A 23,962-nucleotide genomic window follows, 5' to 3' on the forward strand; every position below is an offset into this window, starting at 1 on the left:
ATCAACCGGGGCCGCGGAGCCCCGGGCGAAGGCAAGGAGAGTGACGGTGGACTACGCGGCGAGGATCGACCAGGCCCTGCAAAAGCTGCACGAGGAAGGGCGCTACCGCACCTTCATCGACATCGAGCGGCAGAAGGGCGCCTTCCCGCACGCCACCTGGCGCCGGACCGACGGCACCGAGCGGCCGGTGACCGTGTGGTGCGGCAACGACTATCTCGGCATGGGCCAGCATCCGGTCGTTCTGGCCGCCATGCACGAGGCGATCGACGCCACTGGCGCAGGCTCCGGCGGGACGCGCAACATTTCGGGCACGACCGTCTATCACAAGCGGCTCGAGGCGGAACTCGCCGATCTCCACCGAAAAGAGGCCGCACTGCTTTTCACCTCGGCCTACATTGCCAACGACGCGACGCTCTCGACCCTGCCGAAGCTGTTTCCCGGGCTCATCATCTATTCCGACGAGCTCAACCACGCCTCGATGATCGAGGGCATCCGCCGCAACGGCGGGGCCAAGCGCATCTTCCGCCACAACGACGTGGCGCACCTGCGTGAGATGCTTGAGGCCGACGATCCGAAGGCACCGAAGCTCATCGCGTTCGAGTCGATCTATTCGATGGATGGCGATTTCGGCCCGATCGAGGCGATCTGCGACCTGGCCGACGAGTTCGGCGCGCTGACCTATATCGACGAGGTGCACGCCGTCGGCATGTACGGCCCGCGCGGCGCGGGCGTGGCCGAGCGCGACAACTTGATGGGCCGCATCGACATCATCAACGGCACGCTGGCCAAGGCCTATGGCGTGATGGGCGGCTACATCGCCGGCACCGCCAAGATGTGCGACGCGATCCGCTCCTATGCGCCGGGCTTCATCTTCACCACCTCGCTGCCGCCCGCGGTGGCGGCGGGCGCGGCGGCCTCGGTCGCGCATCTGAAGACCGACCAGGCGCTGCGCGACGCGCACCAGACGCAGGCGAAGATCCTCAAGACGCGGCTCAAGGGCCTGGGTCTGCCGCTGATCGACCACGGCAGCCACATCGTGCCGGTCCATGTCGGCGATCCGGTGCACTGCAAGCAGCTGTCGGACATGCTGCTGGAGGATCACGGCATCTATGTGCAGCCCATCAACTTCCCGACCGTGCCCCGCGGGACCGAGCGGCTGCGCTTCACGCCGTCGCCCGTCCACGGCCCGCGCGAGATGGATGCGCTGGTGCGCGCGCTGGACGTGCTGTGGTCGCATTGTGCGCTGAATCGCGCCGAGCTCTCTGCCTGATCCACTTCTCCGTGTGCAGCGGCAGGTCGGTGTGATAAGCTGTCGCTAACTATGATCGCGATGCGAATCGCGGCGAACGGGGACAGACGGCAGTGATCACGGGGCAGGGCACATGATCGGGCGCTCCAGACAGCCCGAATCCGATGAGCAGGATCACCTGCGGGGGTTCGACGACTTCGATCTACGCCTCGGCGACGTCATGCGGGGCGAGCGGGCGACTCTGGGCAAATCGCTTCTCGACGTTCAGCGCGAACTGAAGATTAAGGCGACTTACATCGCCGCGATCGAGAACTGCGATCCCTCGGCCTTCGAGACACCGGGCTTCATCGCCGGCTACGTGCGGTCCTATTCCCGCTATCTCGGGCTGGATTCGGAATGGGCGTGGAAAGTGTTCTGCGCCGAGTCGGGCTTCGCCACCGCGCACGGGATGTCGCAGGCGGCCTCTTCGAAGCGCCCTAACGAGCCGCGTCCGCTTCAGGGTGGCGGCGAGGCGCGCGATCCTTTCATCGAGCCCCGCATCTCGTTCACGCCTCCGGGCGACGCTTTCCTGTCGCGGATCGAGCCCGGCGCCATCGGGTCGAGCCTTGTGCTGCTGGCTCTGATCGGGGTGATCGGGTACGGCGGCATGGCCGTGCTGAAAGAGGTGCAGAAGGTCCAGTTCGTCCCGGTCGAGCAGGCCCCGGTCCTGGCCGCCGACCTAGACCCGTTGGCCCAGGCCACCCCGCCCGCCGAGGGCGAGGAGGTGGCGGGCGTCGATCCCAAGCCGGCCGAGGCGTTCGACCGTCTCTACCGCCCGCAGGCGCTGGAGGTGCCGGTTCTGACCGCGCGCGACGGGCCGATCGCGGCGCTCGACCCCTCGACGGTCGGCGCGCTGGGGCCCGACAGCCCGACGTCGTACGAGCGTGGCCGCGACCTTGCCACGCGCGACGCGCCGCCCGTGCCGAGCGTGCCCATCGCGCCGGCCAACGAAGCGGTCGAGGCGCTGATCGCCGAAGCCCTGGGCGACGGACCCGAGACCCCGCAGGTGGTCGAGGAGACGGTGCCGGACGTTGTGCTGTTCGCCGTGCGCCCGTCCTGGGTGCGCGTCCGCTCGGCCGAGGGGACGGTGCTGCTGGAGAAAATCCTCGAACCCGGCGATACGTTCGAACTGCCCGCGACCGAGGAGCCCGCGACGCTGCGCACGGGCGAATCCGGCGCGCTGTACTTCGCGGTCAACGGCGAGACGTATGGCCCGGCGGGGCCGGACGGCCGGGTGACGAGCAACATCAGCCTCGCCGCCGATGCGCTGCGCGAGACGTACGAGATCGCGGACCTGTCCAGCGACTCCGATCTGCGCACCTATGTGGCCGAGCTGGACCTGAAAGAGCCGTCGGCGCCCCCGGCGGAATGACGCGGGCGCGTTGCCACGCGCCGTTGTCTCGCCTAGTTACCCCCTGAATCTCGCAAGGCAGGAAGGCCCGTCCGCATGGCGATCAATCACGTCCGTCCGTGGCGCAACATATACCGCCGCGAGTCCCGCAAGATCATGGTCGGCAATGTCGCCGTGGGCGGCGACGCGCCTATTTCGGTCCAGACGATGACGAACACGGACTCGGGCGACGCGCTCGCGACGCTGCGCCAGATCGAGGCCTGCGCCGAGGCCGGCGCCGACATCGTTCGCGTCTCGGCCCCCGACCAAGACGCGACGCGCGCGCTGAAAGAGATCTGCGCCCATTCGCCGGTTCCGATCGTCGCGGACATCCACTTCCACTATAAGCGCGCGATCGAGGCGGCCGAGGCGGGCGCGGCCTGCCTGCGCATCAATCCGGGCAACATCGGTGACGACACGCGGGTGAAGGAAGTGATCCGTGCCGCCAAGGACCACGGCTGCTCGATCCGCATCGGCGTGAACGCGGGCTCGCTGGAGCGCGACCTGCTCGAGAAGTACGGCGAGCCGTGCCCCGAGGCGATGGTCGAGTCCGGTCTGGATCACATCAAGATCCTGCAGGACAACGACTTCCACGAGTTCAAGATCAGCGTGAAGGCCTCGGACGTCTTCCTCGCCGCCGCCGCCTACCAGGGGATCGCCGAGGCGACGGACGCCCCGATCCACCTCGGCATCACCGAGGCCGGAGGGCTGATGTCGGGCACCATCAAGTCCGCCATCGGCCTGGGAAACCTGCTGTGGATGGGCATCGGCGACACGATCCGCGTCTCGCTCTCGGCCGACCCGGTCGAAGAGGTGCGCGTGGGCTACGAGATCCTCAAGTCGCTGGGGCTGCGGCACCGGGGCGTGAACATCATCTCGTGTCCGTCCTGCGCGCGGCAGGGGTTCGACGTGATCGCGACCGTCGCGACGCTGGAAGATCGGCTGGCCCACATCAAGACGCCGATGAGCCTGTCGATCATCGGCTGCGTGGTGAACGGCCCGGGCGAGGCGCTGATGACCGACGTGGGCTTCACCGGCGGCGGTGCGGGGTCGGGCATGGTCTATCTGGCCGGCAAGCAGAGCCACAAGATGTCGAACGACCAGATGATCGACCACATTGTCGAGCAGGTCGAGAAGCGCGCCGAAGAGATCGAGGTCGAGCGCGCCGCCGCCGATCAGGCGGCCGAGTGACGCCGCGGTCGCGTCCCCTTCAGTCCTGACAAAGTGCGGCGGCGCTGCGCCCTTTATCCGGCGGCCTCGGCGACGTGCGCCGGGCGCCGGCCCTAGCGCGGCACCAGCCGCGTCACGCCCACCGCCGCCGCGCGCGCCAGCTCCGGGTCCAGCGACATCGGGATGTATTCGCCCCGCCGCCAAAGCTCACCCAGGTCGTCGTAGTGCCGCGACAGCGGGTGGCCCGATTGTCCGGTGGAGATGATGAACACCGACGAGTCCGGGTCGGCGAAGTCGTACACCCCGCGATAGCCCGCGCCGTGGACGTTCAGGAAGGGCCGGGGCTCCGTCCCCTTGGTGCGGCCGCGCAGCAGCGTGTTGTCTCCGCCCGAGGTCGATTGGCGGACGTTGACGAACCATTTCAGCACCGGAATCTCGCCCAGCACCGGGTGGTCATGCGTCGCCTCGTGCGCGTCGCCCCAGCGCAGGGATTCCAGCGACCTCCCGTGATGCTCGGCGATCCAGACCAGCGCGTCGTCAAGCGCCATCCGGGCCATGTCCTGGCAGGTCTCGACCGGGTCCGATTGCAGCACGTCGCACCAGACGCCCGCGCCGCCGGTGTTGCGGAACACGCGCTCGAGGAACAGCGGCTCGGGGTGGGAGAACTCGTCGGCCAGTGGCCCGATCTCGTCGCGGATCAGCCGCTCCTGTAGCTCCCGCAGCCAGGCGGCATAGATCAGCGGCTCTGGCATGTGCTCGTTCATCTCGCCGTTCCACTCGGCCAGCAGGTCCAGCGCGCGCTGGCGCATCCGCTCCGGCGTGCCTTCGGGCGCGGCCTCGCCCGTGAACCACAGATCGCGCGCGATCAGCGGCAGCAAGCCCCGCGCCGTGGGCGACACGGTGTCGAGCTGTGCCTCGATGAAGCTCTCGCGGGTATGCACCTCGCGGTTCTGCATCAGGCGGCGCCAGCGCTGGATCCGCTGGCTGTCGCCCCAGTCGTGCGAGACGTGCAGCGGAAACGGCCGCTCGACGATCTTGTTGTTGGTGTTGCCGACGATGCCGCCTGCGGGTTCGAGGAACTCCGGGTTCGCCTCGTAGGCCGCGCGGCCCTGCCAGCGGTTGACGCGCAACCAGCCCGGCGTGGGCATGCGCCCCTCGGTCTGGTGCCGGCCGTCGCGCAGGGGCATCGCGCCCACGGTCTTCATCGCGACGCTTTCGCGGTCCACCAGCGTCAGGTTCTGGCTGGGGGCGACATAGCCTTCCATGGCCACGATGCCGTCTTCGACGGACTTCGCGCGCATCAGCTTCAGCCCGGCCTCCATCGACGTGTCGTTGGGCGACAGGACCGTCCACGCGATCGAGGCGACGTGCCCCGGCGGCGTGATCGCGCCCAGATCGTAGTGCCGCGCGGGCAGGATGGGCCCGTTCTCGGACCAGCGCATGGTCAGCGTGATCGGGTCCTCGTCCTTGATGCGGATGATGGAGGTGCGCGTGCGCAGGTCGGCCCAGCCGTCGGGCGTTTTCACCTGCTCGGGATCGTCCGGGTTTACCTGCTCGATATAGACGTCGAGGTCGTCCATGTAGGACGAGGTCAGTCCCCAGCCCAGGTCCGCGCTGCGGCCCACCAGCACCAGCGGCATGCCCGGGATGGTCCCGCCGATCACGCCGCCGGACTCGAGCTCCAGTCGCGCCAGGTACCAGATCGCAGGGGCGGTGAAGCCAAGGTGCGGGTCGTTGGCCAGAAGCGTGCCGCCCGCCGCCGAGCGATCCGGCGCAGCGGCCCAAGCGTTCGACGCGCCGGCGAAGGCGCGAGGCTTGAACGGCGACAGCGGGTCGGGCTCGGCCTCGGCGCTGGCGGTGAAGGTCGGAACCTGCGGGAATAGGCTCGCGTACTCGGGCAGGGCGGCCACGCCGGGGCCGGGCGCCTCGGGCATCAGGTCGCGCACCCGTTCGTCGGGCAACAGCAGCGAGGCGCGCGCGCGTAGCACCTCGGTCTCCAGGTGGCTCGACAGTTGCAGCCCCATCAGCTTGACGATGGCCAGGCTGTCGGCGGGTTGCCACGGCGCGATCTCGGGCGGGAAGACCCAGAACTCCGGCGCGCCCCGCCCCCGCGCACCCTCGTTCACCTTCTCGAGCCAGGCGTTCACCCCGTCGGAATACGCCTGAAGCGCCGCCCGCGTTTCGGGCGACTGCGCCTCCAGCGAGCGGACGGCGAGGTTGTAGATGTCGAGCCGGCGCAGCAGGTCGTCTATGCGCACGGTACGGCGGCCGAAGATCTCGGACAGCCGGCCTTGCGCCGTGCGCCGCATCATCGTCATCTGCCACAGCCGGTCCTGCGCGTGCGCGAAGCCCAGCCCGAAGAACACGTCCTCGTCGCTGTCGCCGAAGATGTGGGGCACGTCGGCGTTGTCGCGCACGATCTCGACCGGCGCGGCGATTTCATCCACGGCGAGCGTGGCGTCGTAGTCCGGCAGCGAGCGCGCCGCGAACCAGTAGGTGAAGACCAGCGCCAGCAGGATCAGTGCGCTGATCCCGGTGAAGATGCGCAGAAGCCAGCGGAAGGTTTTGGCCATGACGCCTCGGTTGACCCTTGGGGCGGAGGGTTTAGACAGAGCCTGTGATTAGGCGATTTGGTCGGAGGAGGAAAGCCGTGGCGAAGGTAGCATTTCTGGGATTGGGCGTGATGGGCTACCCAATGGCGGGTCACCTTGCCAAGGCCGGTCACGACGTCACCGTCTATAACCGCACCGGCGAAAAGGCGCACGCTTGGGTCGAAGCGCATGGCGGCTGCCACGCCGCCACCCCGCGCGAGGCCGCCAAGGATGCCGGGTTCGTGATGGCCTGCGTCGGCAATGACGACGACCTGCGCGCCGTTTGCCTGGGCGAGGACGGGGCCTTTGCCGGGATGTCCGAGGGCGCGGTGTTCGTCGATCACACGACCGTTTCGGCGGCGGCCACGCGCGAACTGGCTGGACACGCCGACGAGAAGGGGCTGGGCTTTGTCGACGCCCCGATTTCGGGCGGGCAGGCAGGGGCCGAGAACGGCGTGCTGTCGGTGATGTGCGGCGGCGCGCAGGCGCATTACGACGCCGCCGAGCCGGTCATCCAGGCGTATGCGCGCATCTGCCGCCGCATCGGCGAAAGCGGCGCGGGGCAGATGACCAAGATGTGCAACCAGATCGCCATCGCCGGCCTCGTTCAGGGGCTCTCCGAGGCGCTGCACTTCGCCGAAAAGTCCGGTCTCGACGGTCGGGCCGTCGTCGAGGTGATCAGTCAGGGGGCCGCGGGATCGTGGCAGATGGTGAACCGGCACGAGACGATGCTCGACGACGAGTTCGAGCACGGCTTCGCCGTCGACTGGATGCGCAAGGACCTTGGCATCTGTCTCGACGCCGCCGACGAGTGCGGCGCGTCCCTGCCTTTCACGGCGCTCGTCGATCAGTTCTACAAGGACATCCAGAAGATGGGCGGGGGGCGCTGGGACACCTCTTCGCTGATCAAGCGCCTGCGCGCGGCCGGGTGACCGGCGGCGCGAGTGACGCAGCGTAAGCGGAATTGTGCCGATTGACTCGACAGTAGGTCAATCGTCGCCATTCCGTTTCCGACGCAGGGGCATCCTCGGCTAGCCTCGATCACAGCGAGGTTTACCCCAGCCAAGGAGGAGCGTTCCCATGAAATTCACGATATTCGACCCGGTGAACCGGTCGCAAAGGGCCGATGCGTCCGAGGACGCCGGCCGCAACCGGTCGAACGCGCCGACCATCGGCGAGGTCATCTCGACCCGGTTCAATCGCCGCGAGGTGATGAAGGGTGCGCTCGGCTTCACGGCCATCGCGGCCACGGTCAGTCCGCTGGCGATGGCGGCTAGCCAGGCGCGCGCGCAGGGCATGGGCCGTTTCGACTTCCCGGAGATTGAAGCCGGCGTCAGCGACAACCATGTGGTGGCCGACGGCTACGACGCCGACATCCTGATCCGCTGGGGCGACCCCGTAATGCCCGGCGCGCCGGACTTCGACCCGGCGAACCAGACGGCCGAGGCGCAGGGCATGCAGTTCGGCTACAACAACGACTTCCTCGGCACGGTGCCGCACCCTGACGCGCCGGACGACCCGAACCGCCTGCTGCTCGTCGTGCATCACGAGTACACCAACGAGGAGCTCATGTTCCCTGGCCTCGGCGTGCAGGACGGCGAGGCGGCCTTCGCCTCGACCACGCAGGAAATCGTGGACATCGAGAAGGCGGCGCATGGCGGCTCGGTCGTCGAGATCGTGCGCGGCGAGGACGGGAAGTGGAGCGTGGTGCCCGACAGCACCTACAATCGCCGCATCACCGCCGATACGCCGATGACCATCTCGGGTCCTGCCGCCGGTCACGCGAAGATGCAGACGAACGCCGACGCGTCGGGCACCAACGTGAACGGAACGTTCAACAACTGCGCCGGCGGCATCACCCCCTGGGGCACCTGGCTGATGGCCGAGGAGAACTTCAACGGTTACTTTTGGGGCGGTGACCAGGAAGCGGCCGAGCAGGAGGGGCTGGAGGACGATCCCGCCACCATCCTGAACGCCCGCTACGGCGTTCCCGGCAACTGGTACGCGTGGGGCAAGTTCTACGACCGCTTCGATATCTCCAAGGAACCAAACGAATCCAATCGTTTCGGGTGGATCGTTGAGGTTGACCCGAAGGATCCGAACTCCACCCCGATCAAGCGGACGGCGCTTGGGCGCTTCAAGCACGAGGGGGCGATGAACGTCGTGAACCCCGACGGCCGCATCGCGGTGTTCATGGGCGACGACGAGCGCTTCGATTACCTCTACCGTTACGTGAGCGGCGATGCCTACGACCCCGAGAACCCGAATCCGGACCTTCTGGACACGGGAACGCTTTCGGTGGCGCGCTTCAGCGATGACGGCACGATGACGTGGATGCCGCTGGTCTATGGCGAGGGACCGCTGACCGAGGAGAATGGCTTCGACAGCCAGGGCGATGTGCTGATCCAGACGCGTCGCGCGGCCGACTTTCTTGAAGCCACGCCGATGGACCGGCCCGAGGACGTGGAACCCGACCCGAACACCGGCAAGATCTACGTCATGCTGACCAACAACACGCGCAGGAAGCCGGGGGACGAGAACGCGGCCAACCCGCGGCCCGAGAACGTGTTCGGCCACATCATCGAGCTCACCGCGCCCGACGGCGACTTCGCCGCCGACACGATGCAGTGGGATATCCTGGTGCAGTGCGGCGACCCGAGCGTGGCCGAGGTCGGCGCCACCTTCTCGGCCGCGACATCCGAGGACGGCTGGTTCGGGATGCCCGACAACTGCGCCATCGACGCCAACGGCCGGCTCTGGATCGCGACCGACGGCAACAACTATGAAGACAGCGGTCGGGCCGACGGACTGTGGGCGCTCGAGACCGAGGGAGAGGCGCGCGGCACCTCGCGGCACTTCTTCCGCGTGCCGGTGGGCGCCGAGATGTGCGGCCCGTGGTTCACCGAGGACCAGCGCTCGCTCTTCCTGGCGGTACAGCATCCGGGCGACGGCGGACAGGAATGGCCCGAGTTCGGGCGCGTTTCCACCTTCGAGGATCCGTCGACGCGCTGGCCGGATTTCCAAGAGGGGACGCCGCCGCGCCCGTCGGTCGTGGTGATCACGAAGCAGGACGGCGGCCCGATCGGCTGACTTTCACGGGCGGGCGCTTTGGCGCCCGCCTTCCGCTCAGTCGCGGCCGCGGTAGGGCTCGACGTACTGCAGCGCCATGTCCCACGGGAAGAAGATCCAGGTGTCCTGGCTGACTTCGGTGATGTACGTGTCCACCATCGGCCGGCCCTTGGGCTTGGCATAGACCGTGGCGAGGTGCGCGTTGGGATAGAGCGCGCGCACAAGCTCCAGTGTCTTGCCGCTGTCGACCAGGTCGTCGACCACGAGGATGCCGGTGCCGTCGCCCATCAGCTCGGCGTCCGGCGCCTTGAGGACCTTCGCCGGCGATTGCGCCTGGTGGTCGTAGCTTTTGACGCTGATCGTGTCGACGGTGCGGATGCCCAGTTCGCGGCTCACGATCATCGCGGGGGCCATGCCGCCGCGGGTGATGGCGACGACCGCGCGCCACGCGCCGCCGTCGGGGCCCTCGCCGTCCAGCCGCCAGGCCAGCGCCCGGCTGTCGCGATGGATCTGGTCCCAGCTTACGTGGAAGCCCTTTTCGTGGGGCAGGCGGTTGCCGTTGGGCAGGCGCTCGTCGCTCATGGTCGTCAGCCTTTGGTGATGTCGGGGGCGTCCACGGCCTTCATGCCGACGACGTGGTAGCCGGCGTCGACGTGCAGGACTTCGCCCGTGGTGGCGCTGCCGAGGTCGGACAGCAGGTAGAGCGCCGACTTGCCGACCTCTTCCTGGGTGACGGTCCGGCGCAGCGGCGCGTTGTTCTCGTTCCACTTCATGATGTAGCGGAAGTCGCCGATGCCGCTGGCGGCCAGCGTCTTGATCGTGCCCGCGCTGATCGCGTTCACGCGGATACCGTCCTTGCCCAGGTCTTCGGCCAAATAGCGCACCGAAGCCTCGAGCGCGGCCTTGGCCACGCCCATGACGTTGTAGTGCGGCATGACCTTCTCGGCCCCGTAATAAGTCAGCGTCAGCGCCGAGCCGCCGTTCTTCATCAGCTTCTCGGCCCGCTGCATGACCGCCGTGAAGGAATAGACCGAGATGTCCATCGACATGCGGAAGTTCTCGGGGCTGGTGTCGACGTAGCGGCCGCGCAGCTCGGACTTGTCGGAAAAGCCGATGGCGTGCACCACGAAGTCGAGCGTGCCCCAGCGCGCCTCGATCTCCTGGAACAGCGCGTCGAGCGAGGCGCTGTCGCCCACGTCGCAGGGCACCATGAAGTCCGAGCCGACTTGTTCGGCCAGCGGCTTCACGCGCTTGAGAAGCTGGTCGCCCTGGTACGAAAAGGCAAGCTCGGCGCCCTGTTCGGCGCAGGCCTTCGCGATGCCCCAGGCGATCGACTTGTCGTTGGCGAGCCCCATGATGAGGCCCCGCTTGCCGGCCATCAATTGCGTCGACATTCAGCCTCCTCGTACCCGCTGGTCTTTACAGTTGGCGTCGTTTAGGCGATTGCGGGCACGGCATCAAGGGCGTGGACCCTGGGTAAACCGACGGGGAGGACGATGGGGAACGGCAGCATTTTCGGCGCGGACGATCCGTTCGCCCTGACGCGCGCGTGGATGGACGAAGCCGCGCAGACCGAGCCGTCGGACCCCAATGCCATGTCGCTGGCGACCGTGGACGAGAGCGGCCTGCCGAACGTCCGGGTCGTTCTTCTCAAGGAGATCGAGGACGACGCCTTCGTCTTCTACACCAACTACGACAGCGCCAAGGGCCGCGAGCTGATCGCCTCGGGCATGGCCGCGTTCGTACTGCACTGGAAGACGCTGCGCCGGCAGGTGCGCGTGCGCGGCACCGTCGAGAAAGAGGACGGCGCCGCCGCCGACGCCTACTATGCCTCGCGCCCGCTCGACAGTCGGCTGGGCGCGTGGGCGTCGCAACAGTCGCGCCCGCTGGGAAGCCGTGCCGATCTGATGGCCGCGGTCGAGGCCGCGCGCGCCGAACACGGCGAGGATCCGCCGCGCCCGCCGTTCTGGGGTGGATTCCGTATTCGCCCCATGGAATTCGAGTTCTGGTCGGACGGCGCGTTCCGCCTACATGATCGGGAGAAATGGGTGCGGCCCGATGGTGCGGCGTCGTGGGAAAGGCAGCGACTTTTTCCGTGACACAATCCGGGGCGCAGTGTCACAGTTCCAACTGCGCGACTTGATTTACGAGTTGCGGGCGGAAGGCCCGCGTAGCTTTCCAACCGAAACCGCGTAAACCAAGTGGAGACGCCGGGCGACCGGCGTTTGTCGATGTCTGAAGAAACCGATGGCAAACAGACCCTAGAAGGCCGCGTGAAGTGGTTCGATCCTGCCAAGGGGTTCGGCTTCGTCGTGGCCGAGGACGGCGGCGGAGACATCCTTCTGCACGCCAACGTGTTACGGAATTTCGGGCAGAGCTCGGTCGCCGACAACTCGCGCATCACGATCGTGGTCCAGCAAACGCCGCGCGGGGCGCAGGCGGTCGAGGTACTCGAGATTTGCGCGCCCGAGCCGGCGGGGCTTGGCGAACAGACCGACCGATTGGAGCAGGCGATAGACCTGTCCGATGCCGGTCCGCTTGAACCGGCGCGCGTGAAGTGGTTCGACAAGACCAAGGGCTTCGGATTTGCCAATGTCTTCGGCAAGCCCGAGGACGTGTTCGTGCACATCGAGGTTCTGCGCCGCTCGGGACTGGCCGACCTTCAGCCGGGCGAGGCGGTGGCGATCCGGGTGACGGACGGCAAGCGTGGCAAGATGGCAGTACAGGTGACGACATGGGAATCGGGTTCGCACGGGGACTGAGCGTATGCGCTCTGGCGGCTTGGCCGGGGGCGCTGTGGGCGGCGTGCTCGGAGACGGCGGTCGAGCTTCGCGGCGATTGGGGGCAGGCACGCTTCAACGTCGAGCTTGCCGACGAGCCGCAAGAGCGGGCGCAGGGCTTGATGCACCGCGATAACCTGCCGCGCAGCGCCGGCATGCTTTTCGTCTATGACGCGCCGCAGCGGGCGCGATTCTGGATGAAGAACACGCTGATCCCGCTCGACATGATTTTCGTGGACGACACGGGCACCGTCACCCGCGTGCACGAGAACGCGGTGCCCCACGACCTGACCGGGATCGACGGGGGCGAGGGGGTGCTCGCGGTGCTCGAGATCAACGGCGGCATGGCGGGCGCGATGGGCATCGTGCCGGGGACCGAGATGCGGCATCCCGCCTTCGGGGACGCCGCCGCCTGGCCCTGCGGACAGTAGGGGCTTTCCTTCGTCACGCGCCACGGATATGAGGCGCACGTCGGGGCGTAGCGCAGCCTGGTAGCGCGTCGGTTTTGGGTACCGAAGGTCGTGAGTTCGAATCTCGCCGCCCCGACCATGTTGCAGCTCCGCCGCAGTGGCGTTGGCATCCACTTCTCCCACTAGATGTAGTGCCGCTCCTCTTTCGGGTCAGCCAGATTCGCGCCTTTGGTGGCTAGGTCGTTGGTGCTTAACGAAGAATTCGCGCGGCAGGCTTCGGAGCCTCTTTCGCGGGAATCGCGGGCGCAGAGTGACGCTATGGCAGAGGCTGTGGATCAAGCGGTTTTTCCGGTGGATAAGCGCCGATTTTGCGTTGACCCTTGGCCCCTACCTACGCCACCTTGTGCCTGCACCGCGGAGCTGCACTAGATTTAGTTCTAGCCGCGCCAGCACTGGAAAACGGAAAAGACCTGCTGCGGCAGGGGATGCAAGGCCCGCGCCTAAGCAGCCGTTAACCATGCGGGTTCGCCGTGGGTGACTGGATTGAAGTAGAGCTCCGTGAACCGGGCAAACGAGAAGGCGACGGGACATATGAAGATTGAGCGCAATTTCACGAAGGCCGGGGCCGACGCATACGCGGAACTCGACTTCACCACGACGGTGTCCGAGATTCGCAATCCCGACGGGACGATCGTGTTCCGCAACGACAGCGTCGAGGTCCCGCGCAGCTGGAGCCAGGTCGCCAGCGACGTGATCGCGCAGAAGTACTTCCGCAAGGCCGGCGTTCCGGCCCGCCTGAAGAAGGTGCGCGAGAAGGACGTTCCCGAATTCCTGTGGCGCTCGGTCCCCGACGAGGAGGCGCTTGCCGAACTGCCCGAGGACCAGCGCTTCGGCGGCGAGAACTCGGCCAAGCAGGTCTTTGATCGTCTCGCCGGCGCCTGGGCCTACTGGGGCTGGAAGGGCGGATACTTCTCGACCGAGGAGGACGCGCAGTCCTATTTCGACGAGATGCGCTTCATGCTGGCCAAGCAGATGGCCGCACCGAACAGCCCGCAATGGTTCAACACCGGCCTGCACTGGGCCTATGGCATCGACGGTCCGGGGCAGGGACACTACTACGTCGACTACAAGACCGGCAAGCTCACCAAGTCGAAGTCGGCCTATGAGCACCCGCAGCCGCATGCCTGCTTCATCCAGTCGGTGAAGGACGACCTGGTCTCCGACGGCGGCATCATGGACCTCTGGGTGCGCGAGGCGCGCCTGTTCAAGTACGGCTCGGGCACCGGCACCAACTTCTCGTCGCTGCGCGCCGAGGGCGAAAAGCTCTCGGGCGGCGGCAAGTCGTCGGGTCTGATGGGCTTCCTCAAGATCGGCGACCGCGCGGCGGGCGCGATCAAGTCGGGCGGCACGACGCGCCGCGCTGCCAAGATGGTCATCGTCGATGCCGATCACCCGGACATCGAGGAATTCATCAACTGGAAGGTCAAGGAAGAGCAGAAGGTCGCGAGCCTCGTCGCCGGCTCGAAGATGCACGAGCAGAAGCTCAACGGCATCTTCGCCGCCATCCGCGCCTTCGACGGCGCGGTCGACGCCGCCTATGACCCGAAGCTGAACGACAGCCTCAAGGCCGCCATCAAGGACGCCAAGAAGGTCGCGATCCCCGAGACCTACATCAAGCGCGTGCTCGACTACGCGCGGCAGGGCTACGGCTCGATCGAGTTTCCGACCTACGACACCGACTGGGACAGCGAAGCCTATGCCAGCGTCTCGGGCCAGAACTCGAATAATTCGATCCGCGTCACCGACGCCTTCCTGAAGGCCGTCAAGGACGACGCGGACTGGGAGCTGCTACGCCGCACCGACGGCTCGGTCGCCAAGACGATCAAGGCCCGCGACCTGTGGGAGCAGATCGGCCACGCCGCCTGGGCCTGCGCCGATCCGGGCATCCAGTTCCATGACACCGTCAACGCCTGGCACACCTGCCCCGAGGACGGCGCGATCCGCGGCTCGAACCCGTGCTCGGAATACATGTTCCTCGACGACACGGCCTGCAACCTGGCCTCGATGAACCTGCTGACCTTCTGGAAGGACGGCGCGTTCGACGCGGAAGCCTACATGCACGCCACCCGGCTGTGGACGCTGACGCTCGAGATATCGGTCACGATGGCGCAGTTCCCGTCGCAGGAAATCGCGCAGCTTTCCTACGACTTCCGCACGCTGGGGCTGGGCTATGCCAACATCGGCGGCCTGCTGATGAACATGGGGCTGGGCTATGACAGCGACGGCGGCCGCGCGCTCTGCGGTGCGCTGACGGCAATCATGACCGGCGTGTCCTACGCCACCTCGGCCGAGATCGCAGGCGAACTCGGCGCCTTCGATGGCTACCAGCGCAACGCCGAGCACATGCTGCGCGTTATCCGCAACCACCGCACCGCCGCCCATGGCCTGTCCGAAGGCTACGAGGGGCTGGCCGTGCCGCCGGTGCCGCTGGATCACGGCAACTGCCCCGAGCCGAAGCTGGTGCAACTGGCCACCGCCGCCTGGGACGAGGCGCTGGAGCTGGGCCAGAAGCACGGCTACCGTAACGCGCAGGTCTCGGTCATCGCGCCCACGGGCACGATCGGCCTGGTGATGGACTGCGACACCACCGGCATCGAGCCCGACTTCGCGCTGGTGAAGTTCAAGAAGCTGGCCGGCGGCGGCTACTTCAAGATCATCAACCGCTCGGTCCCCGCCGCGCTGGAAAACCTGGGCTACACCTCGGCGCAGGTCGAGGAGATCGTCGCCTACGCCGTGGGTCACGGCACGCTGGGCAACGCGCCCGGCATCACCCACGCCGCGCTGGTCGGGCACGGCTTCGGGCAAGAGCAGATCGACAAGATCGAGGCCGCGCTGCCCTCGGCTTTCGACATCCGCTTCGTCTTCAACCAGTGGACCCTGGGCGAGGAGTTCTGCACCAAGACGCTGGGCATCCCAGCCGAGAAACTGGTCGATCCGAGCTTCGACCTGCTGCGCCACCTCGGCTTCTCGAAGAAGGACATCGAGGCCGCCAACGACCACGTCTGCGGGACCATGACGCTGGAAGGGGCGCCGCACCTCGATCCGAAGCACTACCACGTCTTCGACTGCGCCAACCCCTGCGGCAAGAAGGGCAAGCGCTTCCTGAGCGTGAACAGCCACATCCACATGATGGCCGCGGCGCAGTCGTTCATCTCGGGCGCGATCTCGAAGACGATCAACATGCCCAATGACGCCACCATCGAGGATTGCCAGAGCGCCTATGAGCTCTCCTGGTCGCTCGGCGTGAAGGCCAACGCGCTCTACCGCGACGGCTCGAAGCTGAGCCAGCCGCTGGCCGCCGCGCTCGTCGAGGACGACGAAGAGGCCGAGGAAATCCTCGCCACCGGTTCGCAGGCCGAGAAGGCGCAGGTGCTGGCCGAGAAGATCGTCGAGAAGGTCATCGTCAAGGAGATCGCGGCAGGCCGCGAGAAGATGCCGGAGCGCCGCCGGGGGTACACCCAGAAGGCAGTCGTCGGCGGCCACAAGGTCTACCTCCGCACCGGCGAGTACAAAGACGGCCGGCTGGGTGAGATCTTCATCGACATGCACAAGGAAGGCGCCGGCTTCCGGGCGATGATGAACAACTTCGCCATCGCGGTGTCGGTCGGCCTTCAATACGGCGTCCCGCTCGAAGAGTTCGTCGAGGCCTTCACTTTCACCAAGTTCGAACCCGCCGGCATGGTGCAGGGCAACGAGACGATCAAGAACGCGACCTCGATCCTCGACTACATCTTCCGGGAACTGGCGGTATCGTATCTCGACCGCACCGACCTGGCGCACGTGAAGCCCGACGGGACGTCCTTCGACGACCTTGGCCGGGGCGAGAACGAGGGCAAGTACGATGTCTCGGACGCCCGCGGTCAAAGCCACTCGCCGCTCGACGTGCTTAAGCAGGTGGCCTCGACCGGCTATCTCCGCAACCGCGTGCCGCAGGAACTCGTGGTGCTGCAGGGCGGCAACGCGGGCGGCGCGGCGTTCGGCGGCTCGGACCCGGTGAAGGCGCTCCAGACGCTGATCCCCGAGGCGACCGAGAGCGCGGCGACCACGACCTCGACCGGCTCGGTCACCATCGACGCGCGCACGAAGGCCCGGATGCAGGGCTACGAAGGCGACCCCTGCGGCGAGTGCGGCAACTACACGCTGGTGCGCAACGGCACCTGCATGAAGTGCAACACCTGCGGTTCGACGACCGGGTGTAGCTGAGTTCCGGGGCGGGTGCGCCCGCCCCGCGGTCGATCGGGCCGCAGGCAGAACATCGAGCAGTGAATCAGAACGAGCCTGATCGACGGATCACTGGGGCGCCTTCGGGCGCCCTTTTTCTTCGCGCGCGGGTTCCCGCCGCCGGGCGCGGGAGAGGGGCTCGGCAGTGCGGCGCGCGAAGTCATGTCCCGCACCGGCCCGGAGTTGCCGGCGGTCGGTGCCGCCGCGCGCCTGCGCGGAGCATGGCGCGTCGGTGTCGCGTGAGATGGCGGAACATAGCCGGCATCCGGGGCCGGTATGTGTGAGGGACTGACAACGTGCGCGGCTTGGGGTCGAGTGCCGCCATCCGCCCGCATGACGGGCGGGAAAATCAGAAACGAACGGAGAAACCGATGAAAAACGCGACCCTTATCGCCACGCCCGCGCTTCTGCTGGCCTTCGCCGCGACCGCCGTGCAGGCGCAGGATGCCACCGCCGTCGATGCTGATGGCGACGGCCAGTACACCTATGAGGAGGTCATCGCGGTCTACCCCGACGTCACCGAGGAGACCTATATGACGATGGACGCCAACGGTGACGGAACGGTCGATGCCGAGGAGTGGGCGACGGCCGAGGCCGACGGGATGCTGCCCAGTGAGGAAGACGCCGGCTGATCCGGCAGGGCCCCGCCACGCGCGGGGCCCGACCCTTACTCGGTCCCGCGCGACACGGCGACGACGCCGGTGCGGGCCATCTCGACCAGGCCCAGAGGGCGCATCAGGTCGGCGAAGGCGTCGATCTTTTCCGACGTGCCGGTGACTTCGAAAACGAAGCTCGACAACGTCGAATCGACGGCATTGGCGCGGAAGATGTCGGCCAGCCGCAGCGCCTCGACCCGCTTGTCGCCCACGCCCGACACCTTGAACAGCGCCAGTTCCCGCTCGACCGAGGGGCCCTCGACCGTCAGGTCGTGCACCTCGTGCACCGGCACGATGCGGCCGAGCTGCGCCTTGATCTGTTCGATCACCGCCGGGGTGCCGGTGGTGACGATGGTGATGCGGCTGAGGTGCCCGGTGTGGTCCACCTCGGCCACCGTCAGGCTGTCGATGTTGTAGCCGCGCCCCGAGAACAGCCCGATCACGCGCGCCAGCACGCCGGCCTCGTTGTCCACGATCACGGCGAGCGTGTGCGTCTCCACGATTTCGGCGTTCGGGTCCCGAAGGTCATAGGCCGAGTGCCGGCTCGACCCTTTCTTGATCTTGAGCGGAGGCATGGTTCCTCTTCTTCGTTATCTCGAGAATGTCGATGCGGGGGCAGGGTGCCCCCGCGCAAGTCTCACACCAGCACCGCGCCCTTGGCGCCGATGGCGTCCGACGTGGACGCCTCGCCCAGCAGCATCTTGTTGTGCGGCTCGCCCGACGGGATCATCGGGAAGCAGTTCTCGTGCTTCTCGACCAGGCAGTCGAAGACCACCGGCCCGTCGTGGCGGATCATCTCCATGATCGCGTCGTCCAGGTCGGCGGGGTCGCTGACCATGAAGCCCTTGGCGCCGAAGGCCTCGGCCAGCTTCACGAAGTCGGGCAGCGCCTCGGACCAGGAATGGGAATAGCGCTCGCCGTGCAGCAGTTCCTGCCACTGGCGCACCATGCCGAGCCGCTCGTTGTTGAGGATGAACTGCTTGACCGGCAGGCGGTACTGCACCGCGGTGCCCAGCTCCTGCATGTTCATCAGCCACGACGCCTCGCCCGCGACGTTTATCACCAGGCTGTCGGGATGCGCCATCTGCACGCCGATCGACGCGGGGTGGCCATAGCCCATGGTGCCCAGGCCGCCGGAGGTCATCCAGCGGTTGGGCGCCTCGAAGCCCATGTACTGCGCGGCCCACATCTGGTGCTGGCCGACCTCGGTGCAGACATAGCGGTCGTGGTCCTTGGTCAGCGCCTCCAGCCGCTGGAGCGCGTATTGCGGCTTGATGGCCTTGCCGGTCTGCTTGAACGACAGGCAGTCGACCTTGCGCCACTCCTCGATCCGGTTCCACCACTTGGCCAGCGCCTTGGCGTTGGTCTTGCGGCCCTTCGCCTTCCAGACGCGCAGCAGATCCTCGAGCACGTGCGCCACGTCGCCGATGATCGGGATGTCGGCGTGGATCACCTTGTTGATCGACGAGGGGTCGATATCGATGTGCGCCTTGCGGGACCTGGGCGAAAAGTCCTGCACGCGTCCGGTGATGCGGTCGTCGAAGCGCGCGCCGATATTGATCATCAGGTCGCAGTCGTGCATCGCCAGGTTGGCCTCGTAGAGGCCGTGCATCCCCAGCATCCCCAGCCACTTGTCGCCCGAGGCCGGGTAGGCGCCCAGGCCCATCAGCGTCGAGGTGATGGGGAAGCCCGTCGCCTCGACCAGCTCGCGCAAGAGCTGGCTGGCTGCGGGCCCCGAGTTGATGACGCCGCCGCCGGTATAGAAGACCGGGCGCTCGGCGGTGGCGATGGCATCGGCCAGCTCCTCGATCTTCTCGAGGTCGCCCTTCACCTTGGGCCGGTAGTGCGAGGTCTTCGCCTTCTGCGGCGGGATGTAGGTGCCCGAGGCGAACTGCACGTCCTTCGGGATATCGACGAGCACCGGGCCGGGGCGGCCCGAGCTTGCGACGTGGAAGGCCTGGTGCATCACGTCCGACAGGCTGTCGGTGTCCTTCACCAGCCAGTTGTGCTTGGTGCAGGGGCGGGTGATGCCGACGGTGTCGGCCTCCTGAAAGGCGTCGTTGCCGATCATGAAGGTCGGCACCTGGCCGGTCAGTACGATGATCGGGATCGAATCCATCAGCGCGTCGGTCAGGCCGGTGACGGCGTTCGTGGCGCCGGGGCCCGAGGTCACCAGCGCGACGCCCGGCTTGCCGGTCGAGCGGGCATAGCCCTCGGCCGCGTGCACGGCGCCCTGTTCGTGGCGTACAAGGACGTGGCGGATGTCGTTCTGCTGGAAGATCTCGTCATAGATGGGAAGCACGGCGCCGCCGGGATAGCCGAACACGACATCGACTCCCTGATCCTTGAGCGCCTGAACCACCATCTTCGCGCCGGTCATCTGACCTTTCATCGTCTTCTCTCCGCATCTCGGCGCATCTTCGCGCCTGGACATCACTCGCGCGCCATCGCGCATGAAAAAGCCCCCGGTTTTCAGGCGGGGGCGCATGGTCGACCGTCAGGGTCCGCCGTTACCGGCCCATGCGCCATTCTCCTACGATTACCGGAAGGGTGTTCATGCCTTTGGCTCCTTGTCGTGGGAAACACGTTTAGGCGCGGGCGCAGGGGGCGTCAACCGGAATGCGAGCCAAAAGTGTCGCATGGGCGCGCCTGCGCGTAACAAAGTTTCAATATTTGGTCCGCTGGGGGTCACGCCGCCGTGCGTCACGCAAATTTGCGCGCCATCGCACAGGTGACGCGCAGGCGGCGGGCGGTTCTGCGCTTTGATGCGGAGCGCGGCGGTGGTAATCTTGAACCGTTCGGTTCAGTTCCCGTCAGGAGGAGGCCGAGACATGGTGCGATCCCTCAAGCCCTACAGCCGCCTGCCGCTGGTCCGCGCGGCGCTGCTGGCGGCGCTGATCGCCGCCGGGTTCCTGGTGGCGGCGCACGGCACGCCGACCACCAGCCTGGTTCAGGCCGAGATGACCGCCACGGATTCGTAGGGCGACAGCGTCACGCGGCCCTCAATCGAGTCGCGCCGGTACCCGGTGCCGATCAGGCCCTCGCCCGAGACGGCCAGGCCGTCGGGCACGTCAACCTCAACCTCGTCGCCGGTGAAGTTGGCGAGTACGGCCAGCTTCTTGCCCTCGGCCTCCCGCGTGTAGGCGAAGACGCGGGGGTCGTCGCTCAGGTGCGGCACGTAGCGGCCGTGAACGATGACCGTGTGATCCTTCCTGAGCTGAATGAGCTGGCGGTAGTGGTTGAGCACGCTGTCGCGGCGGGCGCGGTCCGTCTCGACGTTGATCTCTTCGTGGTTCGGGTTCACCTCGATCCACGGCTCGCCGGTGGTGAAGCCCGCCTGCGGCCCCGGCGTCCACTGCATCGGCGTGCGCCCGTTGTCGCGACCGTTGGCGTTCGCGCCGGCGATGAACTCTTCCGAGGACATGCCCGCCGCCGTCTGCTCGGCATAGAAGTTGAGAGTCTCGAGGTCGCGGAACTGGTCGATGCGGGTGAACTTCGCGTTGGTCATCCCGATTTCCTCGCCCTGATAGACGAAGGGCGTCCCTTTCATCAGGTGCATGACCGTGGCGAGCATCTTGGCAGACTGGACGCGGTATTTCCCGTCGTCGCCATAGCGCGAGACCTGCCGGGGCAGGTCGTGGTTCGACAGGAAGATCGAGTTCCAGCCGTCGTTGGCCAGCGCCTCCTGCCAGCGCGCGAAGACGGACTTGAAGCCCGGCAGGTCGAATGGCTTGGGCCGCCACTTGCCCAGCGTGTCGTCCCAGCCCTGCACGATGTGTTCGAACTGGAACACCATGTCGAGCTCGTTGCGGTCCCGCCCGGAGTAGTTGAGCGCGGTCTCGGTCGTCACGTTCCACGACTCGCCGATGGTGACGATGTCGCGGCCCGCCAGAACCTCGCGGTGCATCTCCTGCAGATAGGTGTGCAGGTGGGGGCCTTCCTCGATCTCACCGGTGGCGAGGTCCTTGCCGATCAGGTCGATCACGTCCATCCGGAAGCCCTTGATGCCGCGGTCGAACCACCAGCGCATCATGTCGTAGATTTCCTGCCTGAGCTTTGGATTGGCCCAGTTCAGATCGGGCTGCGCGGGCGAGAACAGGTGGAAATAGTAGCGTCCGCACTCGGGCACGAGCGTCCAGGCGGGGCCGCCGAAATAGGCGTGGCGATGGTCGGGCGGGCCGCCGTCCTCGGCCGGGTCCGCCCAGATGTAGAAGTCGTGCTCGGGCGCGTGGCGGGACTGCTTGGCGGCCTCGAACCAGGCGTGCCTGTCCGAGGAGTGGTTGACGACGAGGTCCATGACGATGCCGATGTCGCGCTCCTCGGCCTCGGCCAGCAGCCGATCGAAGTCATCGAGCGTGCCGAACTCGGGCGCGATGTCGCGGTAGTCCGAGATGTCGTAGCCGTTGTCGACCATGGGCGAGCGATAGACGGGCGACAGCCAGATGAAGCCGATGCCCAGATCCTCGAGATGGTCGAGCTTCGAGATGATGCCGGGGATGTCCCCGATCCCGTCGCCGTTCGAGTCGCAGAAGCTGCGGGGATAGATCTGGTAGCCGACCTTGTCGGTCCACCACTTGTTCGGCATGTGCATGTGGCGTCTCCGCGTGTCTCAGATTGGCGATGCGTCGTGCGCTAAACGACGCGAGCCCCTCACAAGGTCCGGGTGGCGAAGATGTAGATGGCGTAAATGGCCAGCATCGCGATCCCGGACAGCCGCCCGATGCGCCCGGCAAAGACGACCAGCGCGACCAGCGCCAGCGTGATCGCGATGAGCACGGGCGCGTCCACCGACAGGAAACGCGCGTCCACCGGGATCGGCGCGATGATCGCGGTGACGCCCAGGATGCCGAGGATGTTGAAGATGTTCGAGCCGACGACGTTGCCGATGGCGATGTCGCGCTGGCCCCGGATCGCGGCCATGAGCGACGTCGCGAGTTCGGGCAGCGACGTGCCGACGGCGACGATGGTCAGGCCGATCAGCGCCTCGGACACGCCGAGCCCGCGCGCGATCTCGACCGCCGCGTCCACCAGGAGCCGCGCGCCCACCAGCACGGCGACAAGGCCGAGCAGCGCGAAGCCGACGGATTTCCAGACCGGCGCGTGCGGCAGCTCGGTCTCCGCGGCCACGGGACCGGGGGCGCGCAGGCAGAGCCAGAGGTAGACGGCCAGCGCGCCCACCAGCACCAGCCCCTCGATCAACCCGACCGAGCCGCTGAGGAAGATCAACGGCAGGGCGAGCGCGGCCAGAGTCATCACTATGAGGTCACGCCGGAGCTCGCCATGGTCGGGGGTGAGGGGGGCGACGACGGCGCTGAGGCCCAGGATCAGCAGGATGTTGGCAAGGTTCGAGCCCACGACGTTGCCGATGGCCACACCCGACAGTCCCTCGAGCGCGGCCTGCACCGACACCAGCAGTTCGGGCGTCGAGGTGCCGAAGCCCACGACCGTCAGGCCGATCACCAGCGGCGAGATGCCCACGCGGCCCGCGATGCCCGCCGCGCCGCGCACCAGCCAGTCACCGCCGAAGAAAAGCCCGGCGAAGCCGAGCACGAGAAACAGGATCGTCATGTATGTCCCCAACATGAGCCGTTCGCGCACAGTTGAATACGCGCGGGGCCTGCGACAAGATCCCGCCGCTCGCCCCATGCGAATATTCCCTCAGCGTCAGAGTCCGCGGCCGGTTCCCTGAAGCACCCCGTGCTCGAGGGCATAGCGGGTCAGTCCGGCGGTCGAGGAGATGCCGAGCTTGCGCTTGATGTTCTTCCGGTGCGTCTCGACCGTGCGGACCGAGATGTCGAGCGCGGCGGCCACGTCCTTGTTCGACCGGCCCTGAGCCAGCTCCAGCAGGATCGTCTGCTCGCGCGACGTCAGCGGCTCGCGCCCGTCGGCGATGCGCGGCTTGAGCGATCGCTTCGCGCCGGTGCACAGGTATTCCTGCCCCTGCATCACCGCGTCGATGGCGGTCTTGATCTCGTCCGTCGGCACGTCCTTGAGCACATAGCCGCGCGCCCCGTGGCTGAGTGCGGTCGAGATGTATTCTGGGCTGTCGTGCATCGACAGGATCAGGATGCGTGTCGCAGGCCGGCGTTCAAGGATGATCTCGGTCGCCGACAGGCCGCCGAGGCCAGGCATGTTAAGGTCCAGCAGCATCACGTCCGGCGCCAGCTCGGTCACCCGGTCCACGGCGTCCTGCCCGCACGACACGACGCCCACGACCTCGATGTCGTCGTAGGTTTCGAGGATCGACTGGATGCCCTCGGCGACCATGGGATGGTCGTCGACGACCGCAACTCGGGTGGGGCGTGCTGTCATGGTCCGGGCGCTGCT

General features: G+C 67.0%; 19 protein-coding genes and 1 tRNA gene. 12 read left to right on the forward strand and 8 right to left on the reverse strand.

Translation table 11 applies throughout. From position 1 onward, the window contains the following. The first annotated feature begins 46 nt into the window (after window positions 1-46). From hemA to ispG, 3 genes are all read left to right on the forward strand, one after another. Entirely contained in the window at window positions 47-1,270 is a 1,224-nt protein-coding gene (hemA, locus tag BM162_RS04925; RefSeq protein ID WP_093418516.1) for a 5-aminolevulinate synthase, read from the forward strand. A gap of 112 nt (window positions 1,271-1,382) precedes the next feature. After that, window positions 1,383-2,660, forward strand: coding sequence for a helix-turn-helix domain-containing protein (locus tag BM162_RS04930; RefSeq protein ID WP_093418519.1), 1,278 nt, complete (start codon window positions 1,383-1,385; stop codon window positions 2,658-2,660). A gap of 75 nt (window positions 2,661-2,735) precedes the next feature. Continuing rightward, entirely contained in the window at window positions 2,736-3,869 is a 1,134-nt protein-coding gene (ispG, locus tag BM162_RS04935; protein ID WP_093418521.1) for a flavodoxin-dependent (E)-4-hydroxy-3-methylbut-2-enyl-diphosphate synthase, read from the forward strand. Between the two features lie 92 nt (window positions 3,870-3,961). Here ispG and BM162_RS04940 read toward each other — a convergent pair whose 3' ends face one another. Further along, the gene (locus tag BM162_RS04940) at window positions 3,962-6,421 is read right to left on the reverse strand and encodes a penicillin acylase family protein (RefSeq protein ID WP_093418524.1); all 2,460 of its coding nucleotides are present in this window, start codon (window positions 6,419-6,421) and stop codon (window positions 3,962-3,964) included. 77 nt (window positions 6,422-6,498) lie between these two features. Between BM162_RS04940 and BM162_RS04945 the strand changes: the two genes are divergently transcribed. Next, a complete protein-coding gene (locus BM162_RS04945; protein WP_093418526.1) occupies window positions 6,499-7,371 on the forward strand; it encodes an NAD(P)-dependent oxidoreductase in 873 nt (290 codons plus the stop codon). A 148-nt stretch (window positions 7,372-7,519) separates the two neighbouring features. Beyond that, the gene (locus BM162_RS04950) at window positions 7,520-9,529 is read left to right on the forward strand and encodes a PhoX family protein (RefSeq protein WP_093418528.1); all 2,010 of its coding nucleotides are present in this window, start codon (window positions 7,520-7,522) and stop codon (window positions 9,527-9,529) included. A 36-nt stretch (window positions 9,530-9,565) separates the two neighbouring features. Here BM162_RS04950 and gpt read toward each other — a convergent pair whose 3' ends face one another. Both gpt and fabI read right to left on the reverse strand, forming a co-directional pair. Further along, on the reverse strand, window positions 9,566-10,090 hold the full coding sequence (gpt, locus tag BM162_RS04955; protein WP_093418530.1) for a xanthine phosphoribosyltransferase: 525 nt from the start codon (window positions 10,088-10,090) through the stop codon (window positions 9,566-9,568). 5 nt (window positions 10,091-10,095) lie between these two features. Then, the gene (gene fabI / locus BM162_RS04960) at window positions 10,096-10,902 is read right to left on the reverse strand and encodes an enoyl-ACP reductase FabI (RefSeq protein WP_093418532.1); all 807 of its coding nucleotides are present in this window, start codon (window positions 10,900-10,902) and stop codon (window positions 10,096-10,098) included. 102 nt (window positions 10,903-11,004) lie between these two features. On the opposite strand from fabI, the gene pdxH reads away from it, so the two are divergent. From pdxH to BM162_RS04990, 6 genes are all read left to right on the forward strand, one after another. Continuing rightward, a complete protein-coding gene (gene pdxH / locus BM162_RS04965; protein ID WP_093418535.1) occupies window positions 11,005-11,607 on the forward strand; it encodes a pyridoxamine 5'-phosphate oxidase in 603 nt (200 codons plus the stop codon). 132 nt (window positions 11,608-11,739) lie between these two features. Further along, the gene (locus BM162_RS04970; RefSeq protein ID WP_093418693.1) at window positions 11,740-12,270 is read left to right on the forward strand and encodes a cold-shock protein; all 531 of its coding nucleotides are present in this window, start codon (window positions 11,740-11,742) and stop codon (window positions 12,268-12,270) included. Continuing rightward, window positions 12,243-12,719 carry a DUF192 domain-containing protein gene (locus BM162_RS04975; protein WP_093418537.1) on the forward strand — a complete coding sequence of 159 codons (477 nt, stop codon included), beginning with the start codon at window positions 12,243-12,245 and terminating at the stop codon, window positions 12,717-12,719. Before BM162_RS04970 ends, BM162_RS04975 begins: the two co-directional genes overlap by 28 nt. Before the next feature lie 41 nt (window positions 12,720-12,760). Continuing rightward, window positions 12,761-12,837, forward strand: a tRNA-Pro gene (locus BM162_RS04980). Window positions 12,838-13,289: 452 nt separating this feature from the next. Next, window positions 13,290-16,961 carry a vitamin B12-dependent ribonucleotide reductase gene (locus BM162_RS04985; protein WP_093418540.1) on the forward strand — a complete coding sequence of 1,224 codons (3,672 nt, stop codon included), beginning with the start codon at window positions 13,290-13,292 and terminating at the stop codon, window positions 16,959-16,961. A 389-nt stretch (window positions 16,962-17,350) separates the two neighbouring features. Beyond that, window positions 17,351-17,611, forward strand: coding sequence for an EF-hand domain-containing protein (locus BM162_RS04990; protein ID WP_093418544.1), 261 nt, complete (start codon window positions 17,351-17,353; stop codon window positions 17,609-17,611). Between the two features lie 35 nt (window positions 17,612-17,646). Here the strand turns inward: BM162_RS04990 and ilvN are convergent, their stop codons facing one another. Then, window positions 17,647-18,210 carry an acetolactate synthase small subunit gene (gene ilvN / locus BM162_RS04995; RefSeq protein ID WP_093418547.1) on the reverse strand — a complete coding sequence of 188 codons (564 nt, stop codon included), beginning with the start codon at window positions 18,208-18,210 and terminating at the stop codon, window positions 17,647-17,649. Between the two features lie 62 nt (window positions 18,211-18,272). After that, a complete protein-coding gene (locus BM162_RS05000; RefSeq protein WP_093418696.1) occupies window positions 18,273-20,027 on the reverse strand; it encodes an acetolactate synthase 3 large subunit in 1,755 nt (584 codons plus the stop codon). Between the two features lie 439 nt (window positions 20,028-20,466). Between BM162_RS05000 and BM162_RS22705 the strand changes: the two genes are divergently transcribed. Beyond that, complete coding sequence (locus BM162_RS22705; RefSeq protein WP_177215058.1) at window positions 20,467-20,616, forward strand: hypothetical protein; 150 nt, start codon at window positions 20,467-20,469, stop codon at window positions 20,614-20,616. Here BM162_RS22705 and BM162_RS05005 read toward each other — a convergent pair. The 3 genes from BM162_RS05005 to BM162_RS05015 all read right to left on the reverse strand — a co-directional run bounded on the left by BM162_RS05005 (window position 20,586) and on the right by BM162_RS05015 (window position 23,947). Beyond that, window positions 20,586-22,226 carry a glycoside hydrolase family 13 protein gene (locus tag BM162_RS05005; protein WP_342741142.1) on the reverse strand — a complete coding sequence of 547 codons (1,641 nt, stop codon included), beginning with the start codon at window positions 22,224-22,226 and terminating at the stop codon, window positions 20,586-20,588. The genes BM162_RS22705 and BM162_RS05005 overlap by 31 nt on opposite strands. 59 nt (window positions 22,227-22,285) lie before the next feature. Beyond that, window positions 22,286-23,203: a calcium/sodium antiporter gene (locus BM162_RS05010; RefSeq protein ID WP_093418550.1), complete on the reverse strand. Its 918-nt coding sequence runs from the start codon at window positions 23,201-23,203 to the stop codon at window positions 22,286-22,288. Between the two features lie 96 nt (window positions 23,204-23,299). Then, complete coding sequence (locus BM162_RS05015; protein ID WP_093418552.1) at window positions 23,300-23,947, reverse strand: response regulator transcription factor; 648 nt, start codon at window positions 23,945-23,947, stop codon at window positions 23,300-23,302. Window positions 23,948-23,962 lie beyond the last annotated feature (15 nt).

Origin of the sequence: Tranquillimonas alkanivorans (assembly GCF_900115595.1) — a bacterium.
Taxonomy (GTDB): domain Bacteria; phylum Pseudomonadota; class Alphaproteobacteria; order Rhodobacterales; family Rhodobacteraceae; genus Tranquillimonas; species Tranquillimonas alkanivorans.